Source organism: Novosphingobium soli (assembly GCF_042432915.1).
Lineage (GTDB): Bacteria > Pseudomonadota > Alphaproteobacteria > Sphingomonadales > Sphingomonadaceae > Novosphingobium > Novosphingobium soli.
Genome location: NZ_JBHLWK010000009.1, coordinates 30,357 through 52,791 on the forward strand (window position 1 = coordinate 30,357; position 22,435 = coordinate 52,791).

The 22,435-nt window shown below is 68.7% G+C and carries 24 protein-coding genes and 1 other RNA gene; 14 read left to right on the forward strand and 11 right to left on the reverse strand.

The window, feature by feature from the left end; all coding sequences use genetic code 11:
- Positions 1–144: 144 nt before the first annotated feature.
- The 3 genes from ACFFJC_RS05545 to ACFFJC_RS05555 all read left to right on the forward strand — a co-directional run bounded on the left by ACFFJC_RS05545 (position 145) and on the right by ACFFJC_RS05555 (position 4,838).
- Positions 145–1,476 carry a cytochrome P450 gene (locus ACFFJC_RS05545; protein ID WP_379486505.1) on the forward strand — a complete coding sequence of 444 codons (1,332 nt, stop codon included), beginning with the start codon at positions 145–147 and terminating at the stop codon, positions 1,474–1,476.
- Positions 1,477–1,553: 77 nt separating this feature from the next.
- Positions 1,554–2,411, forward strand: coding sequence for an SDR family NAD(P)-dependent oxidoreductase (locus tag ACFFJC_RS05550; RefSeq protein ID WP_379486506.1), 858 nt, complete (start codon positions 1,554–1,556; stop codon positions 2,409–2,411).
- Between the two features lie 72 nt (positions 2,412–2,483).
- Positions 2,484–4,838: a TonB-dependent receptor gene (locus tag ACFFJC_RS05555; RefSeq protein WP_379486507.1), complete on the forward strand. Its 2,355-nt coding sequence runs from the start codon at positions 2,484–2,486 to the stop codon at positions 4,836–4,838.
- Here ACFFJC_RS05555 and ACFFJC_RS05560 read toward each other — a convergent pair.
- The 3 genes from ACFFJC_RS05560 to ACFFJC_RS05570 all read right to left on the reverse strand — a co-directional run bounded on the left by ACFFJC_RS05560 (position 4,826) and on the right by ACFFJC_RS05570 (position 7,037).
- Positions 4,826–5,617, reverse strand: a complete 792-nt coding sequence (locus ACFFJC_RS05560) for an alpha/beta fold hydrolase (RefSeq protein WP_379486508.1) — start codon at positions 5,615–5,617, stop codon at positions 4,826–4,828. The genes ACFFJC_RS05555 and ACFFJC_RS05560 overlap by 13 nt on opposite strands.
- 55 nt (positions 5,618–5,672) lie before the next feature.
- Positions 5,673–6,425, reverse strand: coding sequence for an SDR family NAD(P)-dependent oxidoreductase (locus ACFFJC_RS05565; RefSeq protein ID WP_379486509.1), 753 nt, complete (start codon positions 6,423–6,425; stop codon positions 5,673–5,675).
- 120 nt (positions 6,426–6,545) lie between these two features.
- Positions 6,546–7,037, reverse strand: a complete 492-nt coding sequence (locus tag ACFFJC_RS05570; protein WP_379486510.1) for a flavin reductase family protein — start codon at positions 7,035–7,037, stop codon at positions 6,546–6,548.
- 384 nt (positions 7,038–7,421) lie between these two features.
- On the opposite strand from ACFFJC_RS05570, the gene ACFFJC_RS05575 reads away from it, so the two are divergent.
- From ACFFJC_RS05575 to mmsB, 6 genes are all read left to right on the forward strand, one after another.
- Positions 7,422–8,846, forward strand: coding sequence for an aldehyde dehydrogenase family protein (locus ACFFJC_RS05575; protein ID WP_379486511.1), 1,425 nt, complete (start codon positions 7,422–7,424; stop codon positions 8,844–8,846).
- Between the two features lie 87 nt (positions 8,847–8,933).
- A complete protein-coding gene (locus ACFFJC_RS05580; RefSeq protein ID WP_379486512.1) occupies positions 8,934–9,437 on the forward strand; it encodes a hypothetical protein in 504 nt (167 codons plus the stop codon).
- A gap of 180 nt (positions 9,438–9,617) precedes the next feature.
- Positions 9,618–10,760: an acyl-CoA dehydrogenase family protein gene (locus tag ACFFJC_RS05585; protein WP_379486513.1), complete on the forward strand. Its 1,143-nt coding sequence runs from the start codon at positions 9,618–9,620 to the stop codon at positions 10,758–10,760.
- A gap of 17 nt (positions 10,761–10,777) precedes the next feature.
- Positions 10,778–11,821, forward strand: coding sequence for an enoyl-CoA hydratase/isomerase family protein (locus ACFFJC_RS05590; RefSeq protein WP_379486514.1), 1,044 nt, complete (start codon positions 10,778–10,780; stop codon positions 11,819–11,821).
- Positions 11,818–12,603, forward strand: a complete 786-nt coding sequence (locus ACFFJC_RS05595) for an enoyl-CoA hydratase-related protein (protein ID WP_379486515.1) — start codon at positions 11,818–11,820, stop codon at positions 12,601–12,603. Before ACFFJC_RS05590 ends, ACFFJC_RS05595 begins: the two co-directional genes overlap by 4 nt.
- 97 nt (positions 12,604–12,700) lie before the next feature.
- Complete coding sequence (mmsB, locus tag ACFFJC_RS05600) at positions 12,701–13,570, forward strand: 3-hydroxyisobutyrate dehydrogenase (RefSeq protein ID WP_379486516.1); 870 nt, start codon at positions 12,701–12,703, stop codon at positions 13,568–13,570.
- A 107-nt stretch (positions 13,571–13,677) separates the two neighbouring features.
- Here the strand turns inward: mmsB and ACFFJC_RS05605 are convergent, their stop codons facing one another.
- From ACFFJC_RS05605 to ACFFJC_RS05625, 5 genes are read right to left on the reverse strand one after another with little or no spacing between them, the layout of a single operon-like run.
- Entirely contained in the window at positions 13,678–13,881 is a 204-nt protein-coding gene (locus ACFFJC_RS05605) for a hypothetical protein (RefSeq protein WP_379486517.1), read from the reverse strand.
- Positions 13,881–14,429 carry an NUDIX hydrolase gene (locus tag ACFFJC_RS05610; RefSeq protein WP_379486518.1) on the reverse strand — a complete coding sequence of 183 codons (549 nt, stop codon included), beginning with the start codon at positions 14,427–14,429 and terminating at the stop codon, positions 13,881–13,883. The genes ACFFJC_RS05605 and ACFFJC_RS05610 overlap by 1 nt, the downstream gene beginning before the upstream one ends.
- Positions 14,426–15,109 carry a TPM domain-containing protein gene (locus tag ACFFJC_RS05615; RefSeq protein ID WP_379486519.1) on the reverse strand — a complete coding sequence of 228 codons (684 nt, stop codon included), beginning with the start codon at positions 15,107–15,109 and terminating at the stop codon, positions 14,426–14,428. Before ACFFJC_RS05615 ends, ACFFJC_RS05610 begins: the two co-directional genes overlap by 4 nt.
- Positions 15,110–15,113: 4 nt before the next feature.
- Entirely contained in the window at positions 15,114–15,917 is an 804-nt protein-coding gene (locus ACFFJC_RS05620; RefSeq protein ID WP_379486520.1) for a TPM domain-containing protein, read from the reverse strand.
- A 6-nt stretch (positions 15,918–15,923) separates the two neighbouring features.
- Positions 15,924–16,529: a LemA family protein gene (locus ACFFJC_RS05625; RefSeq protein WP_379486521.1), complete on the reverse strand. Its 606-nt coding sequence runs from the start codon at positions 16,527–16,529 to the stop codon at positions 15,924–15,926.
- Between the two features lie 187 nt (positions 16,530–16,716).
- Between ACFFJC_RS05625 and mscL the strand changes: the two genes are divergently transcribed.
- Together mscL and ssrA are read left to right on the forward strand one after the other, a co-directional pair.
- A complete protein-coding gene (gene mscL / locus ACFFJC_RS05630; RefSeq protein WP_379486522.1) occupies positions 16,717–17,187 on the forward strand; it encodes a large conductance mechanosensitive channel protein MscL in 471 nt (156 codons plus the stop codon).
- A gap of 18 nt (positions 17,188–17,205) precedes the next feature.
- Positions 17,206–17,567: a transfer-messenger RNA gene (ssrA, locus tag ACFFJC_RS05635) on the forward strand.
- An 84-nt stretch (positions 17,568–17,651) separates the two neighbouring features.
- Here ssrA and ACFFJC_RS05640 read toward each other — a convergent pair.
- Positions 17,652–17,945 (reverse strand): hypothetical protein, encoded by a 294-nt coding sequence (locus ACFFJC_RS05640; RefSeq protein WP_379486523.1) that lies wholly within the window; start codon positions 17,943–17,945, stop codon positions 17,652–17,654.
- Positions 17,946–18,231: 286 nt separating this feature from the next.
- On the opposite strand from ACFFJC_RS05640, the gene ACFFJC_RS05645 reads away from it, so the two are divergent.
- On the forward strand, positions 18,232–20,337 hold the full coding sequence (locus ACFFJC_RS05645; RefSeq protein ID WP_379486524.1) for a malate synthase G: 2,106 nt from the start codon (positions 18,232–18,234) through the stop codon (positions 20,335–20,337).
- Between the two features lie 108 nt (positions 20,338–20,445).
- The gene (locus ACFFJC_RS05650) at positions 20,446–20,796 is read left to right on the forward strand and encodes a PilZ domain-containing protein (RefSeq protein ID WP_379486525.1); all 351 of its coding nucleotides are present in this window, start codon (positions 20,446–20,448) and stop codon (positions 20,794–20,796) included.
- Positions 20,797–20,850: 54 nt separating this feature from the next.
- On the opposite strand, the gene ACFFJC_RS05655 is transcribed toward ACFFJC_RS05650, so the two are convergent.
- Positions 20,851–21,036, reverse strand: coding sequence for a hypothetical protein (locus ACFFJC_RS05655; protein WP_379486526.1), 186 nt, complete (start codon positions 21,034–21,036; stop codon positions 20,851–20,853).
- A gap of 154 nt (positions 21,037–21,190) precedes the next feature.
- Here ACFFJC_RS05655 and ACFFJC_RS05660 point away from each other — a divergent pair, with 154 nt between their 5' ends.
- A complete protein-coding gene (locus ACFFJC_RS05660) occupies positions 21,191–21,964 on the forward strand; it encodes an SDR family oxidoreductase (protein ID WP_379486527.1) in 774 nt (257 codons plus the stop codon).
- Between the two features lie 25 nt (positions 21,965–21,989).
- Here the strand turns inward: ACFFJC_RS05660 and ACFFJC_RS05665 are convergent, their stop codons facing one another.
- Positions 21,990–22,433, reverse strand: coding sequence for a nuclear transport factor 2 family protein (locus tag ACFFJC_RS05665; RefSeq protein WP_379486528.1), 444 nt, complete (start codon positions 22,431–22,433; stop codon positions 21,990–21,992).
- Between the last annotated feature and the right edge of the window lie 2 nt (positions 22,434–22,435).

Here is a 22,435-nt window from a genome sequence, read left to right on the forward strand (position 1 = left end):
TACGGGGGCAGGCCCCAGTGCACACTGGGGCAAGCATCGCTTCGAGGGCAAGCATGGCCGCTCCGCCCGGGGCCGTCCATAAGCGGCGCACGGATTCATGAGCGGCCGCCGTCGAGCGGACGCCGAGCAGGGTGACTGGATACGATGGCAACGCAGATTTCGCAGGACCGCACTTCCGAGCGGCAGGCGCTGACGCCCGAGCAGGAGACGCTGCTGGCGGAAGGCTCGCTCGCCGACACCGCGGTCCAGGCGCAGCCGAACGCCTACTATACCGCGATGCGTCACGGCGACCCGATCCACTACGACGCGCGGCTCGGTTCCTGGCTGGTGACGCGCCACGAGGACATCTCCGCTGTCCAGTCGGACCCGGTGACCTTCTCCGTCCAGCACGGCTACTCCGAGCAGCAGGCGCGCGGCATGCGCGAGGAGTTCGAGAATTACCTGCGCGAGCACGGCGGCGGCTACTTCCCCGACGCGATCATGTCGGACCCGCCCTACCACACGCGCATCCGCAAGCTGATGGAACAGGCCTTCACCGCCCACCGGGTCAAGGAACTCGAGCCCCGCATCACCGAGGTCGTGCGCGGCGTCATCGCGGAAGCCATCGCCCGCGGCGGTGACCGCTGCGACGCGGTCAAGGACATCGCCATCCCGCTCACCATCCGCGTGATCGTCGAGCAGCTCGGGCTGGACCACGGGATGGAGGAGCAGATCTCGCGCTGGTCGGTCGCGGTCACCGCGCAGATCGGCGCGATGCAGAGCCGTGAGACGATGCTCGCCAATGCCGCGCAGATCGCCGAACTGCAGCAGTACCTCATCGCCAAGATGAAGGAGCGCGAGGCGACGCCGAGCGAGGACATGCTGTCCGACCTCGTCCACGCCGAAGTCACCAACGAAGACGGCTCGCGCGAGAAGCTGACGTTCGCCGAGGCCGTGTCGCTGGTGCGCGCCACGCTGATCGCCGGCAACGACACCACAGCGACCGCGATCGGCAACCTGTTCTACGTCCTCACCACCAAGCCCGGCATGGCCGAGCTGCTGGAAAGCGTGGTGGACGACGAGCGCCAGCTCAACCGCTTCATCGAGGAGCACTTGCGCAACGAACCGCCGGTGCGGGCGCTCTCGCGCATGACCACGCGCGAAGTGACGGTGAACGGCACCACGATCCCGGCGCATGCGCACATGCTGCTGGTCTATGGATCGGGCAACGACGACGAGACGGTGTTCCCCGAACCGCGCAAGTTCGACATCACCCGGCCGAACCTGGGCCGGCACGTGGCCTTCGGGGGCGGCCCGCACCGCTGCATCGGCCTCGCCCTGGCGCGCATGGAAGTGAAGGTCGCGGCGCGCGAGATCGCACGGCAGATGAAGAACATCCGGCTGGCGATCCGGCCGGAGGAGATCCGCTACGTGCCGACCGTCGCCACCCGCACGATCGAATCGCTGCCGATCACCTTCGAGAAGCGCGAGGGCTGAACGCGCCGGGGCCGTCGGCTCCGGATGGCTGTCGGCCCGTCGCGGGCCGAGGCCCTGACAGGGAAGGGGAGAGGAACGTGGACAAGGAACTGGCCGGAAAGGTCGCGGTGGTCACCGGCGGCGCCGGCGGCATCGGCAGGGCGACGGTGGAGCTGTTCGTCGCGCAGGGCGCGAAGGTCGTCATTGCCGACGTCGCCGACGACGCCGGCAAGGCGCTGGCGGAGCGGCTCGGCGCTGCGGCCTCCTACCTGCGCACCGACGTCAGCGAGCCGGGCGCGGCGCAGGCGATGATCGACACCGCGGTGGAGCGCTTCGGCGGGATCGACATCCTGTTCAACAACGCGGGGATCTCCACCCAGCCGTACCCGAGCTTCCTCGACGACCGGCTGGACGACTTCGACCGGGTCATGCGGGTCAACGTCCTGGGCCCGATGCTCGCCACCCGCAATGCCGCGCGCGCGATGAAGGCGCAGGGACGGGGCGGCGTGATCCTCAACAACGCCTCGATCGCGGGCACGCTCGCGGGGCTGGGGATGATGACCTATCGCGCCTCCAAGGCGGCGCTGATCCAGTTCAGCAAGTCCTCGGCCATCGACCTTGCGCAGCATGGCATCCGGGTGAACTGCATAGTCCCAGGCCACGTGCGCACCGAGCTGTCCTCCTTTGGGCAGGCCGGCGCGGATGCCGCGCTCGCGGCGCGGATCGAGGCGGGCGTCAACGCCGTCTATCTGTCCAACCAGCTGATCAAGCGCCGCGGCGAGCCGGACGACGTGGCGCAGGTGGCCCTCTTCCTCGCCAGCGACCGCTCGCGCCACATGACCGGCGCGGTGCTTCCCGTCGAGGGCGGGGTGACGGTCGGCGATCCCGTCAATCACCTGCAGGACATCCTGGACGCCCGCGCCTCGGCGATGGCGGTGGAGAGCGCCGAGGCCTGAACGAAGCCGCTCCTGCCCGGGCGGGAGGAGGACTGAAAGACAGGAGTCGCAAGGGCTCCGGGGAGAGGAACGATGAGGACGATCTACCTCGCCGCGCTGGCGGCGAGCACCATGCTTTCGCCCGCCGGCAGCGCCTGGGCGCAGTCCGCGGCCACCGGCGCGACGCAGATCAACGAGGGCGACATCGTCGTCACCGCGCGGCGACGCGACGAGACGCTGTCCACCGTGCCGGCCGCGATCACCGCGCTGGCGGCGGACGACCTCGTCCAGCGCGGCGTGCGGACGGATTCAGACCTCCAGGCCGTCGCGCCGGGGCTGACGATCCGGCAGACGCAGGGCAACAATTCGCTGACCTACTCGATCCGGGGGCAGACCGCCGACACGTTCTCCGGCTCGCCCTCGGCGGTGATCGCCTACCTCAACGAAGTGCCGCTGACGATCAACGGTGCCTCCTCGTTCTACGACCTCGAGAACGTGCAGGTGCTCAAGGGGCCGCAGGGCACGCTGTTCGGACGCAATGCCACCGGCGGCGCCGTGCTCTACAATTCGGCCAAGCCCACCGACACGCTGGAGGGCCTCGTTCGCGGGCGCATCGGCAACTACGACCTGCGCGAAGTCGAAGGCATGCTCAACGTGCCGCTGGTCGAGGACAAGGTGCTGCTGCGCGGCGCCTTCGACCTCGTGCGGCGGGACGGCTACATCCGCAACCTGCTCAACGGCGAGCGCCTGGGCGACATCCGCCGCGACGGCGGCCGCCTCACGCTGACGGTCCGGCCGACGGAGGCGATCAGCAACACCACCATGGTGCAGTATACCAAGTCCGGCGGCACCAACACCGGCGCCTCGTACACCTACAGCGTCTATGGCTGCGGCGACACCAACAACGGCTTCGCGCTGACCTGCGGCGCCGGCCTGCTGTTCGGGCCGGGGCTGGACAGCGTCGCCGGCCCCGGCGCCTGGGCCGCCTACCTCGCCGCGCATCCGGAGGCCTATGCCCCCGGCCTCATCGCCTATGTCGACGAGCAGCGCCGGATCGGGCCCTACCGCACGCGCCACCCTGGCGGCGCCAGCCATCGCGGGCGCGACTGGTTCGTCACCAACACCACCGAGTTCGAGCTCGGCGGCGACGCGACGGTCCGCAACATCTTCGGCTATTCCCATTCGCGCACCCGCTCGGAGCAGCCGCAGCTCGGCGCACCCTTCGTCACCATCCTGACCGCTAACGAGCCCGCCGGCGAGTACGGCAACCAGCTGCGGGTGAAATCCTTCTCCGAGGAGCTGCAACTGGTGGGCGAAGCCATGGACGGGCGGCTCGACTACATCTTCGGCTACTACATGCAGCGCCAGCGCAGCGACACGATCTGGCCGCAGACCTACTTCGACGTCCGCCCGGTGATGCAGCCCAACTCCGTCACCAACGCCTTCCGCCTGCGCAACAAGACCGACGCGCTCTATGGGCAGCTCTCCTATGAGCTGGCGCCCGACCTCAAGCTGACAGGGGGCCTGCGCTACACCTGGGAGCGGGTCTCCATCGCACAGCGCCCCGAGGCGACCTATACCTACGGCGCCCCGGACCAGAAGAAGACCTTCTCCGATCCCTCGTGGGACGTGGGGTTGGAGTACAAGGTGACCGACGCCTGGTTCGCCTACCTCAAGACCCGCGGCAGCTTCCGTTCGGGCGGGTTCAACGGCGCCGCCCCGCCGGTCAACGCCACCGCGACCGATGGCGGCAACCTGTTCGATTCCGAGCACACGCAGGATATCGAGGGCGGAGTGAAGTTTTCAGGCCTCGCCTTCGGCCGACCCGCCAGCTTCGCCACCGCGGTCTTCGTGCAGTGGATCCAGGACGTGCAGCGCGTCGAGTTCCCCGATCCCGACGGACCGGGGGGGCTGGCCTCGATCGCGGTCACCGCGAACGTGCCGTCCAGCCGCATCTGGGGCTTCGAGGCGCAGGGCAACGTGCGGCCGGTGGACTGGCTGGAGCTGGGCGGCTCCGCCGCCTACACCAAGGCCAAGTTCACCGACGGCGCGATCTCGCTGTTCGGCAATCCCTACGCCTACGGTCCGGTGGGCGACACGCCCAAGTTCTCCGGCACCGCCTACGCGCAGGTCTCGCTGCCGGTGGGAGAGGACATGGGCGACCTGTCGCTGCGGGGCGAGGTCTACGGGCAGACGGCGCAGTACTTCTCCAATGCCTCGGCCTCGATCGCGCCCGGGACCCGGCTGCCGGGCTACGCGCTGCTTCACGCCCGGCTCGACTGGAGCGAGATCGCCGGCTCCGGCTTCTCCGCCGCCCTCTTCGCCAAGAACCTGACCGACGAGGCGTACTTCGTGGGCGGCATGACCCTCGCCGCGGCGCTGGGACACAACGCTGCTGCGGTGGGAGAGCCGCGCACCTACGGACTGGAGCTGAGCTACCGCTTCTGAAGGAAGGCGTCGATCTGCCCGGCGATCGTCGCCGGCGTCTCGAAGTTGAGCATGTGGCCCGCGTCGGCATGGTCGATGCGGGTCAGGTCCGGCACCATCGCCTCCAGCACTTGGGCGATCAGGCGGAAATCCTCGACGTCGCGGGCGCCGGTGAGGAGCAGCGTGGGCGCCTGGAGGCTCCCCAGCCGGTCGATGTCGGGAAAGGCCGGGCGCTGCTCGTCGCGCACCCACTGGCCGCCGTGGAAGGCGGCGATGGATGTGCGCAGCGCCGGCGCTCCGGGTCCGGCGCGGACTGCGTCGAACAGCGGGTGGTCCCACCAGAGCGCGCGCGCGTGGTCCATGTCGCCCTCCCGCGCGGCGCGGCCGATCTCCTTCCAGCGCGCGATCCAGTCGGCGGACCACGACCAGCCGACCATCAGCGGGCTGACCAGCACGAGGCGGCGGACCCGCTCCGGATGATCGAGCGCGAAGTTGAGCACGCTGGCGCCGCCCAGCGACATCCCGCACAGGTCGGCCTGCGCGATCCCCAACGCATCGAGGAGAGCGAGCAGATCGTCGGCGTGCGAATAGGCGACGCTCGCCTCGGCGGCGGATTCGCCGAAGCCGCGCAAGTCGTAGGCGACCAGGGAGCGCTCGCCGGGCAGCGCGGCGAGCACGGCCTGCCAGTCCTTTCGGCTGCCGCCGAAGCCGTGGGCGAGCACCAGAGGCGTGCCATGGCCGTCCCGGCGTTCGCCGGCAAGGACGGCGCCTGCGACGGGAATCCGGAACGTGCGGGTCATGCCGGCAGCTTAGGGCGGGTCTTCGGGTGAGGAAAGAGCCCGCCCGTCCCCGGTGTCAGGCCGAGCCCATGTAGCGCCCGCCGTTGGTGCTGATCGTCTGGCCGGTCATGTAGCTCGCTTCTTCCGATGCGAGGAACGCCGCCGCCGCCGCGATGTCCGCCACCTGGCCGAGCCGGCCGACCGGAAGCGAGGCGCCGTAGGCCTCCGGGTCGATCGGCGCGCCGCGCAGCATCGGAGTGTCGATCGAGCCGGGCGGGATCATGTTGGCGGTGATGCCGGTCTTGCCCAGTTCCAGGGCGAGCGCCTTGGTCAGGCCGAGCAGGCCGCCCTTGGAGGCGACGTAGTGGGTCTGGGCGAAGGAGCCCGACTGGGTCGAGGACGACGTGATGTTGATGATGCGGCCCCACTTCGCGGCGAGCATGTCGGGCACGATCTCCTTGGTGACCAGCCAGGGCCCGCGCAGGTTGATGCGGATGACCTTGTCGAACTCGTCGTCGTCCACGTCCATGAACGGCGTGAACGGGGCGATGCCGGCGTTGTTGACGAGGATCGTGATCGGCCCGAGCTTGGCGCGGGTCTCGTCCGCGGCGGCCTTGATCGCGGCCTTGTCCGAGCAGTCGGCGACGACGGCCAGCGCCTTCCCGCCGGCGGCCTCGATCTGCTTCACCGTCTCGGCGGCGCCTTCCGGGTTGAGGTCCCAGACTGCGATGGCCGCCTTGTCCTCGGCCAGGCGCAGCGCGATGCCGCGGCCGATGCCGGAGCCGGCGCCGGTGATGACGGCGACCTTGCCTTCGAGCGAACGTGTCATGTGAATGGCTCTCCCACGGATGATGTCTGCTGAACGCGTGAACAGCATCGTTGCCGTGAGAGTCAAACCGCAGGCGCGATACCCGTCATGGCGCGCAGCCGCCGCGGCAGGCGGAAGGCGCTACATGCGCTCGGCAAAGCCGCCGTAGCGGCCGCGGTGGAACAGCATCGGATCGTCTTCGCGCACGGTCTCCATGCGCAGCACCTCGCCCAGCACGAACCAGTGGTCGCCGGCCTCCGTCACCGAATAGAGCCGGCACTCGATCGAGGCGAGCGAGTTGGCGATCACGGGCAGGTCGTGGTCGGAGATGACGTATTCCACGCCCACGAACTTGGCCTCGCCCTTCGCCGTCACCGCCCGGCAGACCTCGCCCTGGTCCGCGCCCATGACATTGACGCAGAAGTGCCCCGCCTTCTCGATCAGCGGCCAGGAGGTGGAGGACTTGTCGGGGAAGAAGCCCACCAGCGGCGGGTCCAGCGACACCGAGGTGAAGCTGCCCACGACCATGCCGACGGGCTTGCCCTGGTCCAGCGCCGTGATGACGCAGACCCCGGTGGGATAGCTGCCGAGCACCTTGCGGAACTCTGCCGGATCGATGGTCATCTCACTCACCTGCATTCACCCCTCGATTTGCCCCGGCGCGCAAGGCCGCGTGCCGGGTTGCGACCGCGGCCGCGTCGTCCGCCCGGGCGGAATACGCCATCGCGATATGCGGCCTTCTAGTGCCCGTTAGCCCTGTGCCCGGCAAGAGGGCACGGGTATCGCTTCGCCGTGTCCTCCTGGCGACCATCAGGGTGCCGGGCGGACGACGAATTTCGCAACTCCAAGGTTTAATCGCGCGCTTAATCAATCTTGCCTCCGCCTCCCCAAAGGTGCAGGGGACGTAGCTGTGACGGATGGCCTAACTCGGCAGCGAGGGGTCGATCCGGTGTCAGCTGAAATCGCGGGGCCGCTTCGACCGGACACTTGCGCGCAGAAACACGAGGGAAGATGGACATGGCCACTGCCGAACTGATCGCCGAAACGCCCGTCGCCGCCGAAGTGGCGGAGCTTGTCGCCCGGTCCCGCGCCGCGCAGGCGCAGATCGAGCACGCCACCCAGGAGCAGGTCGACCGCTGGATCCGCGGCATGGTCTACGCCGTCTGCAAGCCCGGCATGGACGAGGAGATCGCCCGCGAGACCGTCGAAGAGACCCAGCTGGGCAACTACGAGGGCAAGTTCAAGAAGATCTCGATCAAGACCCGCGCCACCCTCTACGACATCATCGACGACAAGTCGGTTGGCGTGATCGACGAGATTCCCGAGCGCAACATCGTCAAGATCGCCAAGCCGGTCGGCGTGATCGGCGCGCTCTCGCCTTCGACCAACCCCGAGGCAACGCCGGTCATCAAGGCGATCAGCGCGGTCAAGGGCCGCAACTCGATCATCATCTGCCCGCACCCGCGCGCGAAGTTCGTGAACGCCAAGATCTGCAACCTGATGCGCGACGCGCTGGTCAAGATGGGCGCGCCGGCCGACCTGGTGATCCCGATCGAGCAACCCTCGGTCGAGAAGACCAACGAGGTGATGAAGCAGTGCGACCGCATCCTCGCCACCGGCGGCACGCCGATGGTGAAGGCGGCCTATTCGTCGGGCACCCCGGCGCTGGGCGTGGGCGTGGGCAACGCGGTCATCACCGTCGACGACACCGCCGACCTCGATGACGCCGCGGCCAAGATCCTGCTGTCGAAGACGCTGGACTATGCCGCTTCGTGCTCGTCCGACAACTCGGTCATCCTGCTTGACGCCATCTACGACGCCATGCTCGAGAAGCTGAAGGCCAAGGGCGGCTTCATCATCGAGGGCGAGAACAAGACCAAGCTCCAGAACGCGATCTGGGAGGACGGCGAGCACATCAACGCCAAGGTGGTCGCCCAGTCGCCGCAGTTCATCGCCGACTACGCCGGCTTCGCGATCCCGGAGGGCACCGCCTTCTTCATCGTGCCCGAGACCGGCTACGGTCCCGACTACAAGTTCTCGGGCGAGAAGATGACCGTCACCATGGCGCTGTACCGCGCCAAGGACATCGACGAGGCGATCCGCCTGACCAATGCGATTCAGGGTTACCAGGGGCAGGGCCATTCCTGCGGCATCTACTCGAACAGCGATGCCAATATCATGAAGCTGGCCGAGGGCACCAAGACCAGCCGCGTGATGGTCAACCAGCCGCAGTCGGCGTCGAATTCGGGCAACCTGTGGAACGGCATGCGCCAGACCTTCTCGCTCGGCTGCGGATCGTGGGGCGGCAATGCCACCAACAACAACGTCACCTGGCGCGACCTCATCAACGAGACCTGGGTGTCGAAGCCGCTGGCGCAGAACAAGGTGCTCCCTTCCGACGAGGCGCTCTTCGGCAAGGACATCATCGAGCTGGTCGGCTGAGCTGTTCGGCTGAGCTGTTCGGGGCAACCGGAGAGGGTGGCGGGGCGTTCCTCCACCTTTATCCGGTGCCGTGAATGGAGACGACCGATGACCCGCACGCTTCCCCTCGTCGCAGTAGCCGCCGCGCTGGCGCTTGCCGGCTGCTCGAAGGAGCCTGACGGTTCCGCGACCTCCGCGGCCCCGACCGAGACCGAGGAGGTGTTCCAGGAATCGCCGGCACCGGTGGAGGCGACGGAAACCGGAGAGGCGGACGCGGGCGCCGAGGCGGCCGCGATGTCCGAGATCCCCGACGCCATCCGTGGCCGCTGGGGCCTCGTCCCGGCGGACTGCACCAGCACCAGGGGCGACGCCAAGGGGCTGCTGGAGGTGTCTGCCGACCAGCTCAAGTTCTACGAATCGGTGGCGAAGCTGGGCGAGATCAAGGAAGCGGGCGAAAGCCGCATCCGCGCCACCTTCGCTTATACCGGCGAGGGGCAGAGCTGGACCCAGGACGTGGTACTCGACGTCGCGGACGACGGCCGCACCATGACCCGGCGCGACTACGGCAAGGACGCGCTGCCCGGTCCGCTCAAGTACACGCGCTGCGGCTGATGCGGCGGCGGGGGGCTACACGCAAGCCAGGACGCTGCGGGGCTTCGCGCCGCCGCAGCCGATCGCAGCCGATCGCAACAACCGTGTACCAGTTCGGCCGGGGCACCGTGGCCCCGGACGCGACCGGCACCATCACCGACGTCACTTGTGGGTAGTGACGCTTCACAACCGTAGGGCACCATGACCGAACAGTTCGGACTCACCGAAGACCAGCTCGCCATCCAGGACACCGCGCGCAAGTTCACCGCGGACCGCATCACGCCCTTTGCGGCGGAGTGGGACGAGGCGCACCACTATCCGGTCGACGTCTGGAAGGCGGCGGGCGAGCTGGGCTTCGGGGCGATCTACGTCACTGAGGAGAGCGGCGGCATCGGCCTGTCGCGGCTCGACGCGGCGCTCATCATGGAAGCGATGTCCTACGGCTGCCCGGCGACCAGCGCCTACATCTCGATCCACAACATGGGCGCGTGGATGATCGACACCTTCGGCGACCAGCAGCTCAAGGATCGCTACCTGCCCGCGCTGGTGACGATGGAGAAGATCGTCTCCTACTGCCTGACCGAACCCGGGTCCGGGTCCGACGCCGCGGCGCTCAAGACGACGGCGCGGCGCGAGGGCGATGCGTATGTTCTCAACGGCACCAAGCAGTTCATCTCGGGCGGCGGCGTCAACGACGTCTACGTGGTGATGGCGCGCACCGGCGAGCACAAGTCGCGCGGCATCTCCTGCTTCGTGGTCGACAAGGACACGCCCGGCGTCAGCTTCGGCGCGCCGGAGAAGAAGCTCGGCTGGAACGCCTCGCCCACCGCGCAGGTCATCTTCGAGGACGCGCGCATCCCCGCCGAGAACCGGGTCGGTGCCGAGGGCGACGGCTTCAAGTTCGCGATGGCGGGCCTCGACGGGGGGCGTCTCAACATCGGCGCCTGCTCGCTGGGCGGGGCGCAGCGCTGCCTCGACGAGGCGATCCAATACGCCAAGGACCGCCGGCAGTTCGACCAGCCCATCGCCGAGTTCCAGAACACCCAGTTCCGCCTGGCCGACATGGCCGCCGAGCTGGAGGCCGCCCGCGCGCTGCTCTACCTCGCCGCCGCCAAGGTCTCCGCCGGCGCGCCGGACAAGACGCGCTTCTCGGCCATGGCCAAGCTGATGGCGACCGACACCGGCTCTTCGGTGGTGGACCGTGCGCTGCAGGTCTTCGGGGGCTACGGCTATCTCAAGGACTATCCGATCGAGCGCTTCTGGCGCGACCTGCGCGTCCATCGCATCCTCGAGGGCACCAACGAGGTCATGCGCATGATTATCGGCCGCGACCTGCTAAAATGACCGGGGAAGGGGGACCCATGACCGACGAAGTGCTGTTCCGCCGCGAAGGCGTGGCGGGGATCGTCTCGCTCAACCGGCCCAAGGCGATCCACGCGCTGACGCTCGACATGTGCGAGGCGATGATCGCGCAACTGGCCGCGTGGGTGGACGACGATGCCGTCAAGGTGGTGCTGATCGAGCACGCCGAGGGCCGCGGCTTCTGCTCGGGCGGTGACATCAACCTGCTGCGCCAGTCGGCGCTGACCGACGGGGGCGCGGCGGGGCGCCGCTTCTTCCACGAGGAATACCGGCTCAACCACCAGCTCTTCACCTATCCCAAGCCGATCGTCGCCTTCATGGACGGGATCACCATGGGCGGCGGCGTCGGCATCTCGCAGCCGGCACGCTTCCGCGTCGCCACCGAGAACACCCGCTACGCGATGCCCGAGACCGGCATCGGCCTGTTCCCGGACGTCGGCGGCGGCTGGTATCTCTCGCGCCTCGACGGCCGCGTCGGCCGGTTCCTGGCGCTGACCGGCGCCCGCTTCGACGGGGCGGAGTGCCTGTGGGCCGGGCTCGCCACGCACTACCTGCCGTCCGAGGCACTCGCGGAAGCCAAGAGCCGGATCGCCGCCGGGCATGAGGCCGGCGGCGTCCTGGCGGCATTGGCGACCAAGGCGCCCGAACCGCGGATCGCGGCACAGGCGGGGGCGATCCGCCGGCACTTCGCGTTCGACACGCTGGAACAGGTTCTCGCCTCGCTGGAGAGCGACGACGGCGAGTGGGCGGCGAAGGAGCTTGCCACGCTGCGCACCAAGAGCCCGCAGGCCTGCAAGGTCTCGCTGCGCCAGCTGGAGGAATCGCTGGCACTGGAGACCTTCGCCCAGAACATGGCGATGGAATACCGCATCGGCAGCCGCGTTCTCGTCCTCCCCGATTTTGCCGAGGGCGTGCGCGCGGTGATCGTCGACAAGGACCAGAACCCCAAGTGGAGCCCCGCCGCGCCCGAGGGCGTGACCGAAGACATGCTGGACGCGATCTTCGCGCCGCTTTCCCCCGAAGAGGAATGGAAGCCCCTATGAGCACGTACGAAACGATCCTGGTCGAGCAGAAGGGCGCCGTCACGCTCATCACGCTCAACCGTCCGCAGGCGCTCAACGCGCTGAACTCGCAAGTGCTGGCCGACCTGATCGAGGCCTTCGCGGCGTTCGAGGCCGATCCGTCGCAGGGCTGCGCGGTCCTGACCGGCTCGGGCGAGAAGGCCTTCGCCGCGGGCGCGGACATCAAGGAGATGTCGGACAAGCCCAGCGCCGAGTTCTACGCCGAGGATTTCTTCGCCGGCTGGACCAGCCGCATCGTCAAGACCACGCGCAAGCCCTGGATCGCCGCGGTCAACGGCTTCGCGCTGGGCGGTGGCTGCGAGCTCGCGATGATGGCGGACTTCATCATCGCTTCGGAAAACGCGCGCTTCGGCCAGCCCGAGATCAAGCTCGGCGTCGCGCCGGGCATGGGCGGATCGCAGCGCCTGACCCGGGCCGTCGGCAAGGCAAAGGCGATGGACATGTGCCTCACCGGACGCATGATGGACGCGGCCGAGGCCGAGCGCGCCGGGCTGGTGAGCCAGGTGGTGCCGCTCGCATCGCTGCTGGAGACCGCGCTCAAGTCGGCCGAGACGATCGCGGCGATGCCGCCGCTGGCGGCGATGATGAACAAGGAAATGGTCAACCTCGCGTTCGAGACCACGCTCGACACCGGGCTGGTGCTGGAGCGCCGCATGTTCCAGGTCCTCACCGCCACCGAGGACAAGGCCGAAGGCATGGCCGCCTTCGTCGAGAAGCGCGCCGGGGTGTGGAAGGGCAAGTAACGAACCGAAGGGCGCGGCGAGGGCGGCTGGCCTTTTGGCGGGCTATCCTTCGCGGCCCGCCGGGTTAGGTGCCCGGCATTTTCAGCGGGAGACGGACATGAAGATCGCATTCATCGGCCTTGGCAACATGGGCGGCGGCATGGCCGCGAACCTCGTCAAGGCGGGGCACGAGGTCTGCGCCTTCGACCTGTCCGCCGAAGCGCTGGCCCGGGCGGGCGAGAGCGGATGCGCAACGTTCACCACCGTCCCGCAAGCCGTTTCGGGCGTCGATGCGGTGGTCACGATGCTGCCCAACGGCGGCATCGTGCGCGCCGTCTACACCGCCGACGTGATCGGCAAGGCGCCGCAGGGCGCGTTGTTCCTCGATTGCTCGACGATCGACCTTGAGACCGCGCGCGAAGTGGCGGGGCTGGCACAGGCGGCGGGGCACGAGATGGTCGATGCGCCCGTCTCGGGCGGCATCGCGGCGGCCAATGGCGGCACCCTGACCTTCATGGTCGGCGGCAGCGAGACGGCCTTCGAGCGGGCCAAGGCCGTGCTCGAGCCCATGGCCAAGGCCGTGATCCACGCCGGCGAGACCGGCGCGGGGCAGGTGGCCAAGATGTGCAACAACATGCTGCTGGCGATCCACATGATCGGCACCTGCGAGGCGCTCGCGCTGGCCGGGAAGGCGGGTCTGGATCCGCAGAAGTTCTACGAGATCAGCTCCAAGTCCACCGGCTACTGCTGGTCGCTCAACGACTACACGCCCGCCCCCGGCGTCGGCGCCGCGAGCCCGGCGGACAACGACTACGCCGGCGGCTTCGCCTCGGCGCTGATGCTCAAGGACCTGCGCCTCGCGATGGCCGGTGCGGGCACCGCCGGCGCGACGGTCCCGATGGGCGAGCATGCCACCCGGATCTATGAGGCCTTCGTGGAGGCCGGAAACGGCGGCAAGGACTTCGGCGCGATCTTCACCACGCTTTGAGGCGGGGGGCCGGCCACCCTCACCGCCTGCCCCTCCTCGCAGGCGGTGAGGGGAAACAGGCCGGCATGGCACATCGCCCCGCTGAGGAATGCCCTGGTGTTCGCCCGTCAAGCCCGGCCCTGAACTGCCCGTCGCTCGCGCTCGAAGCCGGGCAGCTTCATGCCCTTGGTGCGGCTGGTGAGGTGGTACTGGCGGCACAGCCCGCACTTGTAGGGCCGCAGCGCAACAGTGGCGCCTGCCGCCACCTGCAGGGCGGCGTCCTCGGTGGCGAAGCGTCGCTTGCGCCGGCAGATGCCCGGGCGCGTGCGCATCAGGCGAGCAGGGACGGGCCCAGCAGCGCCAGCAGCTTGACGTCCATGGCGACACCTTCCGCCCGCCAGCCCGCGACCGCTTCGGTGATGCCCGAGAGCGGCACCCGGCGCACGACGATGTCCTCGCTCTCGACCCCGCCGCCTTCGCCGACTTTCACCAGGTCGTGCGCGCGGAACAGGGTGAAGCTCTCGCTGACCATGCCCGGAGAGGAATGGAATTCGCCCACCTTCTCGATCCGGCCGGCGCGGTAGCCGGTCTCCTCCTCCAGCTCGCGCGCGGCGGCGACCGCGGCATCCTCGCCGTCCTCGTTGTCGCCGACCAGCCCTGCCGGCAGTTCGATGCTGAAGCTGCCGAGCGGCACGCGGTACTGCTGGACGAGGATGACGTGGTCCGCCTCGTCGATCGCCAGGATCACCGCCGCGTGGATCCCGCGCGAGCGGCTGACGTATTCCCACCGGCCGCGCCGCTTGGCGGTGATGAAGCGGCCTTCCCACATGACCTCTTCGGGCTTGTCGGCATCGTGGTGGTCGGAAAGCGTCGTGGTCATACTTCGATCAGCCTGTCGGGAAGTTCGTTGATGTCGCCCTCGCGGCGGGGGACGTGCGCGGCAAGGACGGCGCCGACCTGGCCCACGGCCGCGATCATGGCGTCGGCGGTACGGCCCTGCCGCAGCTCGGCGAGCATGGCGCTCATCGCGTCGCCCCATACGCCCGGATCGACCTTCGTGGCGATCGCCTCGTCGGCGACGATCTCGGCGCGGTGCTCGCGCATCGACAGGTAGATGAGGATGCCGGTGCGCCCGGTGGTTCGCCGCTCCGCCCCGATCCGGAACGCGCGCTGGGCGCGGTCGTGGACGCGCAAGGTGCGGATCGGCGCGGGGACGAGGAAGAACTTGAGCGGCTGCCAGAGCTGCAGCAGCATCATCGCCGCGAACTTGATCGTCGCGACGCCCAGCGCCAGCGAGAGGATCATGCGCGGGGTCCACTCGTGCCCCCAGTCCGCCAGGAGGCGGTCGTAAAGCCCCATCGCAAAGTCCGGCGCGATCGCCAGCGCGGCGAGGGCGAGCAACGCGACCAGTGCCGACCAGGCCAGCGCCACGTCGGTATAGCCGTCCGAGCGGTCTGCCAGGATGGTCACGATCTCGCCCGAGCTGAGCAGTTCGGCCTCCGCCACCGCGGCGCTGACGCGCTGGTGATCCGCCTCGGTGAGGTACTTGGGATTCGCCATGGTCTTACCAGCTCCCGCTCGCGCCGCCGCCGCCGAAGCTGCCGCCGCCGCCGGAGAAGCCGCCGCCGCCGCCCCAGCCTCCGCCACCCCAGCTGCTGCCGCCGCCTCCGAAGCCGCCGGGAATCCAGACGATCGGGGCGCCGAACCCGCGGTGCCGGCGACGTCGGCCGCCTCCGCCGACGGAGCGGAGGACGGGAAGCACGAAGAAGAAGAGGATGAACAGCAGGAAGATGATCGTCCCGATCGGCACGCCGCCGCCGCGCGCTTCGCGCTGGCGGTCGGCTTCGGCGGCGATCTTCTGCGCCTGCTCGGGCGGCAGGGTGAGCTGGCGGATGATCGCGTCGGTGCCCGCGGCGATGCCGCCCGGCATGTCGCCCGCCTTGAACCGCGGCAGGATCTGACCGTTGATGATGAGCACGCTGAGCCCGTCGGTGAGCGTGCCTTCCAGGCCGTAGCCGACCTCGATGCGCACCTTGCGCTCGTTGGGCGCGACCAGGAGGACGGCGCCGTCGTTGCGGGCCTTGTCGCCCAGCCCCCAGGCGCGGCCCAGCCGGTAGCCGTAGTCCGAGATCTCGTAGCCCTGAAGGTCCGGCACGGTCGCCACCACGAGCTGGCGGCGCGACTGCGTCTCGAGCGCCGCCAGCTTCTGGGTGAGCTGCGCTTCCTCGGCATCGGGGATGATGTTGGCGGCGTCCACGACGCGGCCGGTGAGCTTGGGGAACGTCTGCGCCCACGCCGGGGAGGAGCCCCCCGGCAGAGCGCAGACGACCAGCAATGCGGCCAGCCAGACGGCCCCGACCCGGGCCATCGCGGCTTAGAGCTTCCCCTGGAGGTCGGGAGCGACGTTCGCTCCGGGCGTGACCGACTTGTACGGCACCAGCGGCTCCGCGCCGCGCAGGCGCGCGCCGATCATCGACGGGAAGGTGCGCACTTCGGTGTTATAGTCCTGCACCGCGCCATTGTAGTCGCGGATGGCGACGCGGATGCGGTTCTCCTGCCCTTCGAGCTGGCTCTGGAGCATCTGGTAGTTGGTGTTCGACTTGATGTCCGGATAGGCTTCCACGCTGGCCAGCAGACGGCCGATGTTGGCGCCCAGGGCCGCCTGGGCCTGCTGGAACTGCTCCATCTTGGCCGGATCGTCGAGATCCTCGGCCGTGACCTGGATCGAGGTGGCCTTGGCGCGCGCTTCGGTCACGCCGACGAGGATCGACTTCTCCTGCTCGGCCGCGCCCTTGGCCACCGCGGCCAGGTTGGGGACGAGGTTGGCGCGCTCCTGGAAGGCGGCCTCGACGTCGGCCCACTTGGCCTTGGCGGCTTCCTGCTTGGTCGGCACCGAGTTGAAGCCGCAGGCGGCCAGCGCCATCGCGCCCGCAAGGACCAGGACGGTGCGGCCACGGCGGGCGGCGTTGGAGAGCGTCATCGGCTTCGTTCCTCCTCTGGACGCCGGCGGCACCGGCGCTTCCACCCGCGATAGATAGCGCGCCGCCCTGTCGGATCAAGCGGGTCCGCCCGAGCCGAGGGGCAACAAACGTTTGAGGGGCTGCGGCGACTATGCCACATCGCAGGCTGCACCTCCCCTCCCGCTCCCAAGAAGGACCTCTACCCGCATGGCATTGTTCGACGAATTCAAGAAGTTCATCGCCCGTGGCAACGTGCTCGATCTCGCGGTCGGCGTGATGATCGGCGCGGCGTTCGGCAAGATCGTCACCGCGCTCAACGAGAACATGATCATGCCGGTGATCGGCTGGGCCTTCGGCGACATCGACTTTTCCAAGTACTTCGTGCGCCTGGGGCAGGTGCCACCCGACTACAAGGGCAGCCTGACCGACTATGCGGCGCTGAAATCCGCCGGCGTGCCGATGATTGGCTACGGCGACTTCGTCACGCAGGTGGTCAACTTCCTCATCATCGCGATGGTGCTGTTCCTGCTGCTGCGTTCGGTCAACAAGATGGTCGACGCGGTCCACAAGGAGCAGAAGCAGGCGGCCGAGGCGGCCGCGCCGGCGGCTCCGGTCGACCCGCAGCTGGAGACGCTGAAGGAGATCCTCGAGGAGCTGCGCCGCACTCCGAAGGCGTGAAATCGCCTGTCCACGCAGTCACTTCACATTCAGCGACGATCGCCTATATGGGTCCTTGCCGGCCTCGGTCGGCTATGACGATAAATTGCCCCGTGCAATAGACGCAGCGGACCCGGGGGCGGTACCCGGCGGCTCCACCATCACCCGTCCCGAACGGGACAACCCTGTTGTCGCAGGGGTGATGACGGGGCCGAACTAGGATCGACGTGTGTTGAAAAGCGGTGTTTTCGTCCGGGCTGAGTAACCCGTTCAAGGCTCAAAACTCATAAGTGCCAACGACAACGAAGCACTTGCTCTCGCAGCGTAATTCTAGGGGCTAACGCCCTGACGTTACAAAGCCAGAACACGGTTGGACCCACCGGGTAACAGAAGCGGATTCCAGGGGCCCGGGGTGAGCCTGTCAACAGAATCACCCCACCTTCCAACATGTTCCAGGATCGGACCCGCCGCGCAGCGGGCGCGTGTCAGGCGACCTCGCGCGCCGGTGCCTGCCCACCTTCCGGCAGGGAGGAGAGTGCGGGCGTGTCGATCCGGGCGAGCCGGGCCGCCTTCTCGAACTTGAGGCAGTCGAGGATCTTGGCGCCGGCCATGAACACCGCGCCCGTGCAGGCGAGGAACAGCAGCCGTCCGCCCCAGCCGGGAAAGCGGGTGAGATAGACGCTGCCGCGCTCCACCGCGCCGAGGGCCAGGGCGTAGATGATCATGTAGGCTTCCCAGTTCGTCTTGATGATGAACAGGCGACCCAATTTGCGGAGCATAGCCAATCCCTGTGAACTGGTCAGGGTTAAGCAACGTCCGTGCCAAGGGGCTGTTCCCTTGACCGGCGATGCTCGACCGGGGCCTTGGTGTAAGGCCGACCGACGCTCCGGGTAAATCCGGGTTATCCCCGGATCGGACGCAGTGCCGCCAGCGAGCGACCGATGTTGCCAAGGCCGACGCCATGGGCCATATCGCTCCCGATCCTTCCCCAGGTCAGTATGACGATTGTCGTGAATGCCGCGCGCCGGAACATGGGCGCGGCAGTCGAATCAGTGCGAGGAAGGTATGACGGACAGGATTGATCGTTCGGGGCTCCAGGTCGACGCGGAGCTGGCGCGGTTCGTGGAGGAGCAGGTGCTGCCCCCCATCGGGCAGGACGCCGCCGCGTTCTGGCGGGGCTTCGCGGCGCTGGTGGCGCAGTTCGCCCCGCGCAACCGGGCGCTGCTGGAAACCCGCGACAGGCTCCAGGCGCAGATCGACGCGTGGCACGGCGAGCGCGCCGGCAAGCCGATCGACCCGGGCGCGTACCAGGCCTTCCTGCGCGAGATCGGCTACCTCGTGCCCGAGCCCGGCGCCTTCACCATCGGCACCACCGGGGTCGACCCCGAAATCGCGACGATGGCCGGCCCGCAGCTGGTCGTGCCAGTGCTCAACGCGCGGTTCCTGCTCAACGCGGCGAATGCCCGGTGGGGCAGCCTCTACGACGCCTGGTACGGCACCGACGCGCTCGACGCCGCGCCGGCTCAGGGCAAGGGCTACGATCCGGTCCGCGGCGCGGCGGTGATCGCCGCGGGGCGCACCTTCCTCGACCGGGCGGTGCCGCTCAAGGCCGGCTCCTGGGCCGACCTTGACGACCCCGAGGTGCTCGAACTCGCCGACGAGCGCCAGTTCCTGGGCGAGACCGAGAAGGGGCTGCTGTTCAGCAACAACGGCCTGACGCTGGAAGTGGTGTTCGACCCCGAAAGCCCCGTCGGCAGCAGCGACAGGGCGGGCATCTCCGACATCGTGCTGGAGGCAGCGCTCACCACCATCGTCGATCTCGAGGATTCGGTCGCGGCGGTCGATGCCGAGGACAAGCGCGCCGCCTATGCCAACTGGCTGGGCGTGATCCGCGGCGACCTGACGGACACGTTCGAGAAGGGCGGGGCGTCGATGACGCGCGCGCTGGCACCCGACAAGGTGGTCACCCTGCCCAGCGGGGAGGAGGCGCTGATGCCCGGCCGCTCGCTGCTGTTCGTGCGCAACGTCGGCCACCTGATGACCAATCCCGCAATCCTCCTGGCGGACGGCTCGGAGATTCCCGAGGGGATCATGGATGCGGTCATCACCAGCGCCATCTCGGCGCAGGACGTCAAGGGCCTGACGACCTACCGCAACAGCCGCGAAGGCAGCATCTACATCGTCAAGCCCAAGATGCACGGGCCCGAGGAATGCGCCTTCACCAACGATCTGTTCGATGCGGTCGAGGACCTGCTCGGCCTCTCGCGCCACACCATCAAGGTGGGCGTGATGGACGAGGAACGGCGCACTTCGGCCAATCTTGCCGCCTGCATCCACGCGGTGCGCGATCGCATCGTGTTCATCAACACCGGCTTCCTCGACCGCACCGGCGACGAGATCCACACCTCGATGCGGGCGGGGCCGATGATCCGCAAGGCCGCGATCAAGGGCTCGGCGTGGATCCAGGCCTACGAGAAGCGCAACGTCGCCATCGGCCTGCGCCACGGGCTGTCGGGCGTGGCGCAGATCGGCAAGGGCATGTGGGCCGCACCCGACATGATGCGTGACATGATGGTGCAGAAGATCGGCCATCCCCGCACCGGCGCCAACACCGCCTGGGTGCCGTCGCCGACCGCGGCCACGCTCCACGCGATGCACTATCACGAGGTCAACGTGTTCGGGCTGCGCGAGGAGATCGCCGCCGAGGCGGTGCCCGGTCTCGACCTGCTGCTCTCGGTGCCGCTGGCGGACGGGACCAACTGGTCCGAGGAGGAGGTGCGCGAGGAGCTGGACAACAACGCGCAAGGGCTGCTCGGCTACGTCGTGCGCTGGATCGACCAGGGCGTCGGCTGCTCCAAAGTGCCGGACATCAACGACGTCGGCCTGATGGAAGACCGCGCGACGCTGCGGATCTCCAGCCAGCACATGGCCAACTGGCTGCTCCATGGCGTCTGCACGCCCGACCAGGTGATGGATTCGCTCCGCCGCATGGCGGCCAAGGTCGACGCGCAGAACGCGGGCGATCCGCTCTACGAGCCGATGGCGGGCAACTGGGAGACGAGCATGGCCTTCCAGGCGGCCTGCGAGCTGGTGTTCAAGGGTGTCGAGCAGCCCAACGGCTATACCGAGCCGCTGCTCCACGCCTGGCGACTGCGCAAGAAGGCGGCCTGAGCGGTCGTGGCGGGGGCAGCCTTCGGGCGCGCTCCCGCCGGCGGCTTAACGGCATATTAGGTACTCGCGCCTAGCACGCTCGCACGGGTTCGATGGGGGACGGCGAGCATGTTCATTCACAGGCAGCGCATGGAAACGCGCACCGTCGTCGCGGTGAAGGCGACCTTGCGCATCGGGGACCGGCTCGCCGAAGCGACGCTGACCAATGCCTCGGCACGGGGCGTGCTGGCCGCCGTGGAAGCGCCGCCGCCGCGCGGCACGATGGTAGAGCTCGACATCGGCGGCCATGTCCTGCGGGGCCAAGTCCGCTGGCGCAGTGCCGACCGCTGCGGCATCGCGCTCAAGGAGCAGATCAGCGTGGCCGACCTGCTGGAGGGCAGGGCGGTGCCGGTGGTCTTCGTTCCCGAGCGCCTCGCCCGGCGCAGCGCCATGGACCGGCTGCGCGGCCTGCTCGGCTGAGGGCGGCCTGGCTGGCCCCGAACTGCGCCGGCAAAGCAGCGGGTCCGACGGTGGCTAGGAGGCGGGGCGGATGGCCCGCAGGCCACTCCAGATGCCGATCAGGACGACGGCGGTGGCAATAAGCCCGGTCAGCCCCAGTGCGAGTCGCGTGAGGTCGGGGGCGTGCGCCAAGGCGGCGGCGCCATTGAACGCGATCAGAAAGGCGGTGGCAATCCACAAGAACACGTGCTTGGCTGGCATGATCTCGCTCCCGTTCTCGGGCGAAGGGTAACACCAGTCCGCCTCATACGCCAGCGCGCCTGCCAGCCATGAAAAATTCGCCGGATATGGCCGGCCCCTCCTTACCGATCGGCGACGCAGCGCTACATGGGGGCGTCAACCAAGGGAGCGTCCCATGAAGAGCACCGGAAATACCATCCTCATCACCGGCGGCGGGTCGGGCATCGGCGAGGCGCTGGCGCAGCGCTTCCATGACCTGGGCAACACCGTCGTGGTCGCCGGGCGCCGGCTGGACGCGCTCGAAGCCGCCTGCGCCGGCCGCGCCAACATGCATGCGATCGCGCTCGACGTGGAGAGTGCCGAGGGGGTCGCAGCCTTCGCCGCGCAAGTGCGGGAGCGGTTCCCCGACCTCAACGTGCTGGTCAACAACGCCGGCATCATGCGCTACGAGCGGCTGGACCGCGCGCGCGACCTCGCCGACGCCGAGGCGACCATCACCACCAACCTGCTCGGCCCGATCCGCCTGATCGACGCGCTGGTCGATCACCTCGTCGCGCGCGGCGACGGAGTGATCGTCAACGTGACTTCCGGCCTCGCCTTCGTGCCGTTGCCGGGAACACCCACCTACAGCGCGACCAAGGCGGCGATGCACAGCTACACCCAGTCCCTTCGCGAGATGCTGCGCGGCCGGGTCGAGGTGATCGAGCTGGCGCCGCCCGCGGTCCAGACCGACCTCACCCCGGGCCAGCGCACGCGCGAAGGCTACCAACCCCTGGACGCCTTCGCGGACGAGGTGATGGCGCTGTTCGCGCGCGAGCCCACCCCGGAAGAGGTCCTGGTCGAGCGCGTGCAGGGCTTCCGCAAGGCCGAGGCCGAAGGCACCCACGCCCAGTTCATGGACCATCTCACCGGGCTATCGGCCCAGATGTTCGACCAGCTCGGGATGTGAGCGAAGGCGCGACGCGCGCGAGGGGTCAGTCCTCGCGCGCGTCGAAGGTCGTGTATTCGCGGCGGGTGAACAGCCAGGCCCCGTCCTGCTTCGCCAGCTCGTCGACGTAGCGGCCGCGCAGGCGCAGGGTCTTGCCCGAGGCGGGATCCTCGAAGATCTCCGAGGTGTAGGAAATCGCCGTCGCGCGGTCGCCCTCCACCCGGATCTCGCCGGGATGGGCGACGTAGACCATCGGCTTCGCGGCCTGGCCGCCCAGGCCATAGGTCTTCATCGATTCGGACCAACCGGCGACGATTGCCGCCTTGCCCGAGAACCCGCCCAGATCGGGGAACTCGGGCAGGGCCCAGAAGGCGTCGTCGGCCCAGGTGGAGGCCCAGGTCTCCACGTCGCGCGTCATGACGCCGTGGGCATACGTATCGAGCAGTTCGCGGATGAGGACGCGGTCCTCCAGCGGGCCGGTGAACGCCATGC

Excerpts from the sequence above, each read along its gene's own strand:
- ACFFJC_RS05545 (WP_379486505.1), top strand. The coding sequence starts at position 145 with ATGGCAACGCAGATTTCGCAGGACCGCACTTCCGAGCGGCAGGCGCTG.
- ACFFJC_RS05555 (WP_379486507.1), top strand. The coding sequence starts at position 2,484 with ATGAGGACGATCTACCTCGCCGCGCTGGCGGCGAGCACCATGCTTTCG.
- ACFFJC_RS05560 (WP_379486508.1), bottom strand. The coding sequence starts at position 5,617 with ATGACCCGCACGTTCCGGATTCCCGTCGCAGGCGCCGTCCTTGCCGGC.
- ACFFJC_RS05565 (WP_379486509.1), bottom strand. The coding sequence starts at position 6,425 with ATGACACGTTCGCTCGAAGGCAAGGTCGCCGTCATCACCGGCGCCGGC.
- ACFFJC_RS05575 (WP_379486511.1), top strand. The coding sequence starts at position 7,422 with ATGGCCACTGCCGAACTGATCGCCGAAACGCCCGTCGCCGCCGAAGTG.
- ACFFJC_RS05580 (WP_379486512.1), top strand. The coding sequence starts at position 8,934 with ATGACCCGCACGCTTCCCCTCGTCGCAGTAGCCGCCGCGCTGGCGCTT.
- ACFFJC_RS05585 (WP_379486513.1), top strand. The coding sequence starts at position 9,618 with ATGACCGAACAGTTCGGACTCACCGAAGACCAGCTCGCCATCCAGGAC.
- ACFFJC_RS05590 (WP_379486514.1), top strand. The coding sequence starts at position 10,778 with ATGACCGACGAAGTGCTGTTCCGCCGCGAAGGCGTGGCGGGGATCGTC.
- ACFFJC_RS05595 (WP_379486515.1), top strand. The coding sequence starts at position 11,818 with ATGAGCACGTACGAAACGATCCTGGTCGAGCAGAAGGGCGCCGTCACG.
- mmsB (WP_379486516.1), top strand. The coding sequence starts at position 12,701 with ATGAAGATCGCATTCATCGGCCTTGGCAACATGGGCGGCGGCATGGCC.
- ACFFJC_RS05605 (WP_379486517.1), bottom strand. The coding sequence starts at position 13,881 with ATGCGCACGCGCCCGGGCATCTGCCGGCGCAAGCGACGCTTCGCCACC.
- ACFFJC_RS05610 (WP_379486518.1), bottom strand. The coding sequence starts at position 14,429 with ATGACCACGACGCTTTCCGACCACCACGATGCCGACAAGCCCGAAGAG.
- ACFFJC_RS05615 (WP_379486519.1), bottom strand. The coding sequence starts at position 15,109 with ATGGCGAATCCCAAGTACCTCACCGAGGCGGATCACCAGCGCGTCAGC.
- ACFFJC_RS05620 (WP_379486520.1), bottom strand. The coding sequence starts at position 15,917 with ATGGCCCGGGTCGGGGCCGTCTGGCTGGCCGCATTGCTGGTCGTCTGC.
- ACFFJC_RS05625 (WP_379486521.1), bottom strand. The coding sequence starts at position 16,529 with ATGACGCTCTCCAACGCCGCCCGCCGTGGCCGCACCGTCCTGGTCCTT.
- mscL (WP_379486522.1), top strand. The coding sequence starts at position 16,717 with ATGGCATTGTTCGACGAATTCAAGAAGTTCATCGCCCGTGGCAACGTG.
- ACFFJC_RS05640 (WP_379486523.1), bottom strand. The coding sequence starts at position 17,945 with ATGCTCCGCAAATTGGGTCGCCTGTTCATCATCAAGACGAACTGGGAA.
- ACFFJC_RS05645 (WP_379486524.1), top strand. The coding sequence starts at position 18,232 with ATGACGGACAGGATTGATCGTTCGGGGCTCCAGGTCGACGCGGAGCTG.
- ACFFJC_RS05650 (WP_379486525.1), top strand. The coding sequence starts at position 20,446 with ATGTTCATTCACAGGCAGCGCATGGAAACGCGCACCGTCGTCGCGGTG.
- ACFFJC_RS05655 (WP_379486526.1), bottom strand. The coding sequence starts at position 21,036 with ATGCCAGCCAAGCACGTGTTCTTGTGGATTGCCACCGCCTTTCTGATC.
- ACFFJC_RS05660 (WP_379486527.1), top strand. The coding sequence starts at position 21,191 with ATGAAGAGCACCGGAAATACCATCCTCATCACCGGCGGCGGGTCGGGC.
- ACFFJC_RS05665 (WP_379486528.1), bottom strand. The coding sequence starts at position 22,433 with ATGGCGTTCACCGGCCCGCTGGAGGACCGCGTCCTCATCCGCGAACTG.